Genomic DNA, 10,995 nt, shown 5'->3' with positions numbered 1-10,995 from the left:
ATCGTCTGTCCTTCCTTCAGGCCAGACTCTAATCGCTCGTGGAGGAAAATCAGGGGGTCACGTCACAAGCTCGACAGCGGCCAGGTGGCAACCATTCAGGACATTGCGGCCGCCGAGGACGTGACGCCGGTGTACGTCGGCCGTGTGCTGAAGCTGGCCTATCTGGCACCGACCGTGCTGGAGAGGCTGCTCATCGAGCGTCGCGCGCCGGCCGTCTCAATCAAGCACTTAACAACGGTTGCAGATAAGCCGTGGGAAGACCAAGAGAGGATTGCATTCCCTTAAGACAAATTCACTTATTCAAATTTTTAATCCGATCTAATATTTTTTCATTCTTTGTTATTGACTGCATATCTCGCTCAACACTCTTCTCAGAGATTTGTTTAAACTCGTCCCCATCCGGAAATTCCGACCCACGATAATCTGAACCGTTACCGAGGGCGTTTCGACCAAGCCTCTTTGTAATCCGCAAGCCAAACGGTAAGCCGAGTGATATCCACCAATTACCGTACTGGCTCCTTCCAATACGGAAGCCCGGCAAGCCCCAGCTCAACCCATAATTGCCGTCTCCATGACGTCTTCTGGTCACTTTCGAATCTTCCTGCCCATTATTGCCGCAGCCTCTCGGAGAGAGGATCAGCCAAAGATAGCAAAGAGTATTATTATACCGATAATTATCCACCCCCAAGGTACAGAGCTCCCGCTCCCGCCTCCGCCTCCTGAAGGTTGCCTTGTCGGCGATGTGCCGCTTCCCGACGTTACGCTAGACCCCGGAGTTGCACGCAGACCAGCGAGTATTTGCTGGTTACTCGACGCTGTTGTTGTAGGCCGATTAGCTGACGAGGTTGAGCGCCCAGCTGAAGGTGAGGGGCTTCTCCCGGATGTTGTGCGAGAACCGCCGGATTTAAGGCCTTCAAGGACATCCTTGTTAGAAGGCGGTCTGGATGCTGTAGTTGCAACCTGACCTTTGGACGCCAAGCGGTACTTGGCTTCCGTTGCGGTGAGCTGAACGATCTCAGAGCCATCGGCAATCGTAATGCCGACATTCACATATGATATTGACCCGAAAGTTCCGTGGTAAGGAGGATCGATGAGGCCTGTTACGCTTACCCAGCGACCGACCCAACTTTCATCTGGCCGTGACTGCATTTTACCGAGCGCTTCGGACCACAGGGTCAGCTTAACTGAACTCTTTTGCCAATCGCCGAAGTTGATGAACACATATGGTTTGCCACCCCGCCTGCCTCGACCCCGGGTGGTACCCTCCTTTACCGATACAATCTGACCAATCAATTCAACGCGTTGTCCGACGGACGCTTCGGCTGACGCAAAGCTGCTTGCGTCGACAACCGTGAAGGCCGGAATATAGCCTTGCTTGACAGGTTTGGCAGGCTGCGCGGATATGATCTGCCCGAGGCCACCCTTGCCAGCAATGAAGTCTTCAAGCGACGGTACAGATGCGATTGGTGACAGGCAGAGATTTGCAAATCGCTCAGCGTCTGATCTAATCGAAGGCATGGACCGAAGCGCATTGAAAGCTTCCGAACTGCCAGGATCTGCGTAATCATTCGCCCTGAAGAGTATTGTCGCGCCGCCCTCACTGAATTTTGTCTGCAGCGCAGGATTCTCAGCGATCGCCCTGAGACCGATATCGATCGCGATCGAGGAAAATCTGTCAATGTGAGGGCCAAAATCTCCCGTCGTGCGGGCGGGATGTTGGAAGTGCTTGTGGCCAATCTCGCTACCTTTTCCGGTAACCATTCCCGGCACGTACATGCCATCATAGTCAATTAGGCGAAGCCGGCCATTCGCTAAGATTATGTTTTCGTTCTGGAGGTCCCCATGCGCGATGCCTTGTGAGGATAAATACCGAGCAAGCTCTCTTAGCTTATCCCGCAAATCAACGATTTGACTTTTCTGCCCCTTGTGGCGATCGAGAAAAATTCCAAGGGTATCCCCTTGGACCCAATCCATTTTGAGCAGCGGATATGACTTCCCGCCGACCTTGATGCCCGACGGCTGGAAATCAAAGTCGACAAAGTAGTCGCTATTCAGTGACCTGATTTTATTAGATATTGCCGCATAACGCTGCTCGATACCAGGCACCTCGCGATGAAAGCAGCGGACTGCAAATCGCCTACCTCCCGAGCTAACTTCGTATGTTAGCGCAAAGCCGCCAGACAAAGCCAGTGGCAACCCTAGTTGATTTGTTTTGACGCTACCATTTCGGAGCTCGGGATCATTCAGTGTACGATCAGGAGACTGAATAGCATCGTTATACTCGACGATCTGAGGATAGCTCATACGACGCCCTCCAGTTTCAGGACCATGAGCGTCGCATCATCGATCCTCATTCTTTGGGCCTGCTGTTCAGTGCGGAGAAAATCTTTGAACTCCTCCTCATCATCCAGTTCGGTCAAACGAACCGCTCCTTCATATCCACGCTCTAGACACCAAGCGCCGAGAGCATCAGTCATCAACAAGAGCCGAACTACTCCTGTATGTTCAGATAGCTGGAGGGGTTGTATCGATTCCTCAGGTACGAAAAACGATCCTGATTTTGTCGATATCAGTATTGGATCCTGCCTAAATTGGGACGGTTCTTCGTATGGGTAACTGGTTATCCATCCATCCACGTCGTCAATCATGACAAGCACACTGTCGCCAACGCCGAGGACGTGAGCCTTACCTTTATCGGGATCGAATTTTAGGCCCAAAAGTGTCGCGAAACTACCGCGATCAAAGGCGGCTTGTTTGTTCCATGGGAGATCGAGAAAATTGTGAGACTCAGAAAATTCTTTTCTCGCAAGATCTAGCCAAGACTCATCGACCTCAGGGCACTTAACAAAATGATCCGTCAGAATTCTTGACCATAGCGCCGAGTCATAAGAAATACTCGCACCATCACTCACGACAAATATCTGACGATCCTCGTCGTATGCACAGCTATCTTCATTGGGCTGGCCTAAAGACTTAGCCACGCAGTGCAAGAAAACTAGTTCTAGCCTTCTGGCTGCAGCGCCTAGGGTCTGCATCGCTTAGCGATCTGCGGTCAATCTCGGTCGAGTGCCGATATCGAAGAAATTCACGATGTCCTTCGGATCGCCGTTGAATATGAAACCTCTAGATCCATCGCGGACGCCATAGCCTTTGTCTGCGGCAAGCTGCGCAATATGGCTAGGGAAACTGCTCGACATACGGAAGAGCATCCGCGCAAAATCATCAGCAAGGCCGCTTTCTGAAGCGGGAAACGCCGCGCTTTCTCCGGCCTTTGTCGAGACGTGAAGATTGAACAAAAGGCATTGTCCATCGTTGGTCGAGAGCTGCTTAAGCGCATCGGCAATCTGCTCCGGATTACCGTCTGTCGCCTCGCCATCGGTGACATGCAGGATAGTCGGTGGGTAGTTCCCCGGATGACTGTCGCACCAGCTCACCAAGACTTCTGCTGCCTGGGTCAAAGCTTGGCACATGGGAGTGCCACCGCTTGCCTGAGGCTGAAACCAGACGGGAAACTTCACCTTCCGTTCGAAGACGCCACCAGCGCCATCGTCTTCCAGCCTGGTTCTATCTTCCACCCGCAGCGGACGATCAGCGATGTCCACAACCGAGTTGATTGCTCCAGTCAATCCGCCACCCAGACCTACGGAAACACCCTGACCGCCATAACCAATTACACCGATGTCGAAGTAGCTTCGTACTCCATCGGCTTTTGTGCAGTTTGTGACGAGGGTATAAATAGTTTTATTCAGAACATCGGCAACAAAATCAGCCTTACTGCGCCCAGATGGCATCACGTCTGCCATCGATCCTGACTGGTCAATAATGAACAGAATGCACGTAGGGTTGTCACGGCTGATTTCGGCACTGTAGCTCATTCTGAATCCTCACCCCAAGTCAGATCAACAACTATTATGATCCGAACCCGATTGAAATAGCCTTATCTCAACTTGATCCACGATCGGCAATCGCAAACCTAGCAGAACCCCAAAATCCGCGCCGTCTGGTTCATGGTAGCGCAGCCCCATCACTAGACCAGAATAGCCCGTGGCCTCGAGATTATCCATACCGCGCGTTCTCAAAGAGGTGCCGCCCAGCCGCAATCAGCTCGAATTGAGCAGGATTGTTTGAGGCGAAAAACCCAAGAATTGCGGGACTTTTCAGCCCATACCAGGTGATCATGGGGTTTAGGTGAAAAGAGACGAAAGCCGATCAGAGACCGATTTCGGCGTGTCTGGCAGTCTCTGGGGTTTAGGTGCCATTGGCAAAACCGCGCGGAAGCTGGGGATTTTTTGGCCCCGGAAGGCCCATCTCATTGATTCGCATTCAGATGTTGGCGGTGGGAGAGCACCTGCGGGCGAACTCTCGCTGTCCGGATACACCTGCGACCGATACTGACGTGTGCGGGCTGTATACCTCCCCCCAGGATTGAGGTTGTGGCATCCGCAATTTTCTCCTATTTTCTCAATCAGAGCCTACCATTCTGATGGAGTCGGCAGTTGGAGAGCGACGTGATGACCATCAGGGAGGTAGCTGATTATCTGAAGCTGGCTGAAAAAACAGCCTATCGCCTCGCTGCTGAAGGCAAGATCCCCGGGTTCAAGGTCGGGGCTTCCTGGCGCTTTCGGAAGAGCGAGATCGACCGATGGATCATCGCTCAAGAGCAAGGGCGGGCCTGATCCATGGGGAACTCAAAGTGACTGTTCTCGAGGACCTGAAGAACGGGGCTGTCGTTCAGGGCATCATCCCCAGCCAGCCTGTCGAGATCGTTTCGGTCGACTGGATAGGCCAACAGGCCGTCAACCTCGTCTACCGCGTCCCCGGTGGGTCTGTGGCCGAGACCACGCTCTATCGCGACGATGAGCACCGCCTGTCCGTTGAAACCCGCGGCCACGCCTGGTCCTTCGACGCCGACGGCGCTCTGCTCCGGCTGGTGACCGAGGCCAACCGGATCAAGCTGGCGCACTTCTTCGATCCCTACCTCGCCATCCACACCAGCTTGGTCGAGCCCCTGCCGCACCAGATCTCTGCGGTCTACGGCGAGATGCTCACGCGCCAGCCGCTGCGGTTCCTGCTGGCCGATGACCCGGGCGCCGGCAAGACGATCATGGCCGGCCTGCTGATCAAGGAGCTGATCGCCCGCAGTGATCTCGAACGCTGTCTGATCGTTGCCCCGGGCAGCCTGGTCGAGCAGTGGCAGGATGAGCTCGGCCAGAAGTTCGGTCTGGAGTTCGACATCCTCACCCGCGACATGATCGAGACGTCCCGGTCCGGAAACGCGTTCAACGATCACCCCCGGCTCATCGCGCGCCTGGACGTGCTGGCCCGCAACGAAGACCTGCAGCAGAAGCTCTCGAGTTCCACCGAGTGGGATCTGGTGATCTGCGACGAAGCCCACCGCATGTCGGCGTCCTATTTCGGCGGCGACGTGAAATACACCAAGCGCTACCAGCTGGGCCAATTACTGGGCCAGGCATCGCGTCACCTGCTGCTGATGTCAGCTACGCCCCACAACGGCAAGGAGGAGGACTTCCAGCTCTTCATGGCCCTGCTGGACGGCGACCGGTTCGAGGGTCGCTTCCGTGACGGCGTCCACTATGCCGACACGGCAGACATGATGCGGCGCCTCACCAAGGAGGAGCTGCTCCGGTTTGATGGCCGACCGCTTTTCCCGGAGCGTCGCGCATACACCGTCAAGTACGAGCTCTCGCCTATGGAGGCCGAGCTCTACAGCGCCGTCACCGAATACGTCCGGACCGAGATGAACCGCGTTCAGCGGTTTGCCGACCAGGACGGCAAGAAGCGCAACAACGTCGGCTTCGCCTTGCAGATCCTGCAGCGCCGCCTCGCATCGTCGCCGGCCGCGATCTACCAGTCCTTGAAGCGTCGTCGCGAACGCCTGGAAAACCAGCTCGCAGAGGCGCGTCTCGCACGCCGCGGCGGTCGAGCCGACTTCAGCGTCGTCAATGTTCGGGAAGACGACCTGCGCGATATCGAGGAATACGGCCAGGACGAGGTCGACGAGATCGAGGATCTGATCTCGACCGGTGCGACCACAGCCGAAACCATCGAGCAGCTGGAGATCGAGGTTCAGACCCTCAAGGGCCTGGAGAGCATGGCTCTGAACGTTCTCGGTTCAGGCCAGGACACCAAGTGGACCCAGCTCAACCGTATCCTCGACGATGACCTGATGGTTGACGCCGATGGCAACCGACGCAAGCTGATCATCTTCACCGAGCCCAAAGACACCCTGCATTATCTCGTCGACAAGGTACGGGCGCGGCTTGGCAAGCCTGATGCTGTCGATGTGATCCACGGCGGCGTGACCCGTGAAGAGCGTCGCAAGATCGTCGAGCGGTTCATGCAGGACCGCGACATGCTGGTCCTCATCGCCAATGACGCGGCCGGCGAAGGCGTGAACCTTCAGCGCGGCCATCTGATGGTCAATTACGATCTGCCCTGGAACCCCAACAAGATCGAACAGCGCTTCGGCCGTATCCACCGGATCGGCCAGACCGAGGTCTGTCACCTCTGGAACCTCGTCGCAGCCGACACCCGCGAGGGCGAGGTCTATGGCCGTCTGCTGGAAAAGCTGGAGGCCGCGCGTGAGGCGCTCGGCGGCCGTGTCTATGACGTCCTAGGCGAATTGTTCGAAGGCACGGCCCTGAAGGACCTGCTGTTCGAGGCAATCCAGTACGGCGAACAGGAGGATGTCAAAGCCCGCCTGTTCCAGGTCGTCGATGGCGCCGTTGACCAGGACCATCTTCTGCGGCTGCTTGAGCGCCGGGCGCTGACCAACGACACCATGCCCCAGACCAAGGTGCATGAGCTGCGGCTGGAAATGGAACGGGCTGAGGCCCAGCGGCTGCAGCCCCACCACGTCCAGAGCTTCTTCGTCGAGGCCTTCCAGCACCTTGGCGGCCAGATCAAACGCCGGGAGGAAGGCCGCTGGGAAATCCTCCACGTGCCGGTTGTCCTGAGAGAGCGCGACCGACAGATCGGATCGGGCGCGCCGATCCAGAAGAAGTACGAACGCATCTGCTTTGAGAAGAGCCGGATCAATCAGCAGCCGGTGGCGGCCTTCCTCTATCCGGGGCATCCGCTGATGGAGGCGGTGATCAGCGTCATCCGCGAGCAGTACGACCATCTCATGAAGCGTGGCGCGGTGATGGTCGACGATACCGACCCCGGCGACGGCATCGAGGCCCTGTTCCTGCTTGAACACAGCGTCCAGGACAGCCGGCTGACGTCCACCGGCAAGCCGCACATCATTTCCGAGAAGTTGCAGTTCGCTGCGATCGACCGGGATGGGAATGCCACGGATGCCGGGATCGCGCCGCACCTCAATCTACGCCCTGCGACGCCCGCCGAGATCGCCCTGGTCGATGACCTCCTGCATGAGGACTGGCTGCGCAACGATCTGGAGAAGACGGCCGTTCGCTTCGCCACGGTCGAGCTGGCCCAGAGCCATGTGGCCGAGGTCAAGACCCGCCGCGTTCCCGAGATCGACAAGGTCGAACAGGAAGTCCGCGCGCGGCTGAAGAAGGAAGTGAACTACTGGGACGCCCGGGCCTTCGAGCTGAAGGAAGAAGAGCGAGCCGGCAAGAAGACACGCCTCAACTGGCAGAACGCTGAGCGCCGTGCCGAGGATCTGGCTGAACGGCTTAAGCGCCGGATGGCCATCCTGGAGCAAGAGCGCTTCATCTCGTCCCAGCCACCGCGGGTGCGGGGAGGCATGATCGTCATTCCGCGCGGGTTGCTGCAGGCGCGTCAGCCAGAGGGTGACGCTGCAGGCGGAGGCTTTTCCGAGGACCCGGTTGCTCGCCGGTTGATCGAGATCGCAGCCATGACCGCAGTGATCGAGGCGGAACTTGCGCTCGGCAATTCGCCCAAGGACGTGTCGGCGCAAAAGGTCGGCTACGACATAGCGTCCTACGACCCGAAAGCGGATCACCTGCGCTTCATCGAGGTCAAGGGACGGATCGATGGCGCCGACAGCGTGATGATCACGCGGCAGGAGGTGATCACCTCCCTGCACGAGCCCGACAAGTTCATCCTGGCCATTGTTCAGGTCGAGGCCGGCTTCGCCCGTGAGCCACGCTATGTTCGCGGTGCTCTCGACACGCGCGAACCGCCGTTCGAACAAAACGCCATCCAGTTCAACATAAAGCGCCTGCTTGATCGGGCCGAGGCACCCGCATGACTAAGCCCTACAAGAAGAAGCTGATCGAAGTCGCCATTCCACTGGAGGCGATCAGTTCAGGCTCTTCCTATGAGAAGATGCCGGGCATTGGCCCCCATCCTCGGGGTATTCACCATTGGTGGGCGAGACGCCCCCACGTTGCGTGTCGTTCGTTTTTATTTGCTCAGCTAGTAGACGATCCCTCTAGCCATCCAGATGATTTCCCCACCGAAGAGATGAGGCAGGCAGAACGAAATCGACTCTTCAAAATATTGGAGCGGCTCGCAGACTGGAAGAACAGCCAAGATGTAGAGTTGTTACGCGAAGCCAGAGCCGAAATATTGAAAAGCTGCGATGGCGAGCTGCCATCGATCTATGATCCATTTTCTGGCGGATTTTCAATTGCTTCAGAGGCGCAGCGGCTAGGCCTCCCGGCTTACGGTAGTGACCTAAATCCTGTTTCCGTCCTAATCGGTAAGGCGATGATCGAAATTCCGCCAGGATTCAAAGCGAGAGAGCCAGTCCATCCCGGACCACATGAGAGAAATCACTATCGGCATGCTGAGGGCTTGGCCGAAGACGTCACATATTATGGTGATTGGCTTCGCAAACGTGCCGTGGAGAAAATAGGTCAGCTGTATCCAAAGGTGACGCTGCCGAAAGAGTTTGGCGGCAATGAAGTCACGGTAATTGCTTGGATCTGGGCGCGCACGGTGCCGAGCCCAGATCCCGCTTTTTCTGAAGTAAAAGTTCCGATCGCCTCGAATTTTGTCCTCAGCACAAAAAAGGGGAAGGAGCGCTGGATATCCCTAGTCGTTGATAAGTCTTCGAAGTCGATACAATACAGAATTTGTGAAGGGGGCACGAAGGCGCAACTTGATCAGGCGAAGGAGGGAACCAAGGTTGGAAGAGCCAATTTCGTGTGCCCGATTTCCGGCACGGCGATCACGCCGGAATACATAAAAGAATGCGGCCTTCGAGGTGAACTGGGCCAGACACTCATGGCAATCGTAGCCGAGGGAAAGGGTGGCCGCATATATCTTCCACCGTCGCAGCTTCACGAAGATGTCGCCTTCTCCCAAGTTGCGAAATGGAAGCCCGAAGTGGAATTTTTCCAACAGGGGTTGGGATTTCGCATCGGAAATTACGGCATGTCGAAATGGAGTGATCTATTCACGCAGAGACAGCTTGTTGCACTCGATACGTTGACCAATCTCATAGGGGAAGCACGGGCTCGTATCGAAGCCGACGCGCTAACCGCGGGAATGAGCGACAATAATGTATCGCTGCGCGATGAAGGAATGGGCGCGAAAGCCTATGCTGAAGCCATAAGTATATATCTTGCGTTTGGAATCGACAGGGCCGCTGACTTCAATAATTCTCTTGTTCGATGGAGCCCGAGCAACGAAAAGGCAATGAATCTTTTCGGTCGACAGGCTATACCTATGGTTTGGGATTTTGCAGAAGCAAACATCTTGGCCGATGTGGTGGGTGGCTTTGCACCGGCCACAGCCTACCAGGCCAGTTGCCTGTCACGACTTATTACTGACACACCTGGTGTTGCCTGGCAAAATGACGCCCAGTCGGTTTCTTATGGTCCGAACGCTGTCATTTCAACTGATCCGCCATATTATGACAATATAGGCTATGCCGATCTTTCAGACTTCTTTTACGTTTGGTTGAAGCGCAGCGTTGGTGATTTATATCCGGAACTATTTTCCTTAATTCAAACCCCCAAGTCAGAAGAGCTTGTAGCTACGCCAGCTCGGCACGGCGGCGGCAAAGCTGCAGAAGAATTCTTTTTGGCGGGCATGACGAAGGCCATGGCTAGCATGGCTAAACGGGCAAGTCCCGAGTATCCGCTGGCGATATATTATGCGTTCAAACAGAGCGAGATTGAGCAAGATGGTATCAGCTCGACAGGCTGGTCAACGTTTATCCAGGCAATTATTGATGCTGGGATGGACATCAGAGCGACTTGGCCGGTTAGATCGGAGCAGACGTCGAGAATTCGAGGTATTGGAAGCAATGCTCTTGCGAGTTCGGTAGTTCTAGTTTGTAGAAAGCGACCTGAAGGCGCAGATAATACCACCAGAGCCGAGTTCATCCGGGCGCTGAAGCGTGAATTGCCCTCGGCGATTAAGGACCTTCAGGCCGCCAACATTGCCCCGGCCGACATGCCGCAATCCGCCATCGGCCCGGGTATGGGTGTGTTCTCGCGCTATTGTGCCGTGCTCGAATCCGACGACAGTCCGATGAGCGTGAAGACCGCCCTACAGCTGATCAACCGTGAGCTGGACGAATATCTTGGCGGCATTCAGGGTGAGTTCGATGCCGACACTCGGTTCGCCATCACCTGGTTCGAACAGAACGGGATGAAGGCTGGCGACTACGGGACTGCCGCCAGTATCGCCCAAGCCCGCGGCATCTCGGTCGAAAGCGTCAAGCACGCCGGGATCGTCGAAAGCCAGGCGGGCAAAGTTCGCGTACTCCGCCGGGATGAACTGGATGACCAATGGGAGCCCAGGACCGATCAGCATCTGACGATTTGGGAATGCCTTCAGCATCTCGTGCGGTTGCACGAAAAGGACGGTATTTCGCAGGCGACAGGCGTCCTACTGAAGAAGATCGGTGACAAGGCCGAAGCCGTGAAGGACCTCGCCTACATCCTTTACGATATCAGCGCCAACAAGCGGCAGGATGCCAAGGAGGCCACGGCCTACAACGCCCTGATTGCCGACTGGACAGAGTTGTCCCGCCAAGCCGCTGCGATTTACGACACGCGTGGTGATCTTCAACAACGCCTTGATCTTTAA

At 56.1% G+C, this 10,995-nt stretch carries 7 protein-coding genes; 4 read left to right on the top strand and 3 right to left on the bottom strand.

Translation table 11 applies throughout. The features are described from left to right. A partial coding sequence (locus D620_RS14940; protein WP_017665284.1) for a hypothetical protein occupies window positions 1-285 on the top strand: 285 nt, incomplete at its 5' end. 351 nt (window positions 286-636) lie between these two features. Here the strand turns inward: D620_RS14940 and D620_RS16400 are convergent. Genes D620_RS16400 through D620_RS15990 form a run of 3 tightly spaced genes read right to left on the bottom strand, consistent with a single transcriptional unit; the run spans window position 637 to window position 3,875 of the window. Continuing rightward, on the bottom strand, window positions 637-2,304 hold the full coding sequence (locus D620_RS16400) for a hypothetical protein (RefSeq protein ID WP_155800078.1): 1,668 nt from the start codon (window positions 2,302-2,304) through the stop codon (window positions 637-639). Next, window positions 2,301-3,035: a protein phosphatase 2C domain-containing protein gene (locus D620_RS16395; RefSeq protein ID WP_155800077.1), complete on the bottom strand. Its 735-nt coding sequence runs from the start codon at window positions 3,033-3,035 to the stop codon at window positions 2,301-2,303. Before D620_RS16395 ends, D620_RS16400 begins: the two co-directional genes overlap by 4 nt. A gap of 3 nt (window positions 3,036-3,038) precedes the next feature. Next, entirely contained in the window at window positions 3,039-3,875 is an 837-nt protein-coding gene (locus D620_RS15990; protein ID WP_081596551.1) for a vWA domain-containing protein, read from the bottom strand. Window positions 3,876-4,511: 636 nt separating this feature from the next. Here D620_RS15990 and D620_RS0108020 point away from each other — a divergent pair. Genes D620_RS0108020 through D620_RS14935 form a run of 3 tightly spaced genes read left to right on the top strand, consistent with a single transcriptional unit; the run spans window position 4,512 to window position 10,995 of the window. Next, window positions 4,512-4,676 carry a helix-turn-helix domain-containing protein gene (locus D620_RS0108020; protein ID WP_033376489.1) on the top strand — a complete coding sequence of 55 codons (165 nt, stop codon included), beginning with the start codon at window positions 4,512-4,514 and terminating at the stop codon, window positions 4,674-4,676. Between the two features lie 17 nt (window positions 4,677-4,693). Continuing rightward, the gene (locus D620_RS0108015) at window positions 4,694-8,200 is read left to right on the top strand and encodes a helicase-related protein (RefSeq protein ID WP_017665281.1); all 3,507 of its coding nucleotides are present in this window, start codon (window positions 4,694-4,696) and stop codon (window positions 8,198-8,200) included. Then, window positions 8,197-10,995 carry a DUF1156 domain-containing protein gene (locus tag D620_RS14935; RefSeq protein ID WP_033376481.1) on the top strand — a complete coding sequence of 933 codons (2,799 nt, stop codon included), beginning with the start codon at window positions 8,197-8,199 and terminating at the stop codon, window positions 10,993-10,995. The genes D620_RS0108015 and D620_RS14935 overlap by 4 nt, the downstream gene beginning before the upstream one ends.

The organism is Porphyrobacter sp. AAP82, from assembly GCF_000331285.1.
Classification (GTDB): Bacteria; Pseudomonadota; Alphaproteobacteria; order Sphingomonadales; family Sphingomonadaceae; genus Erythrobacter.
This window is presented reverse-complemented; position numbering and strand designations above follow the sequence as displayed.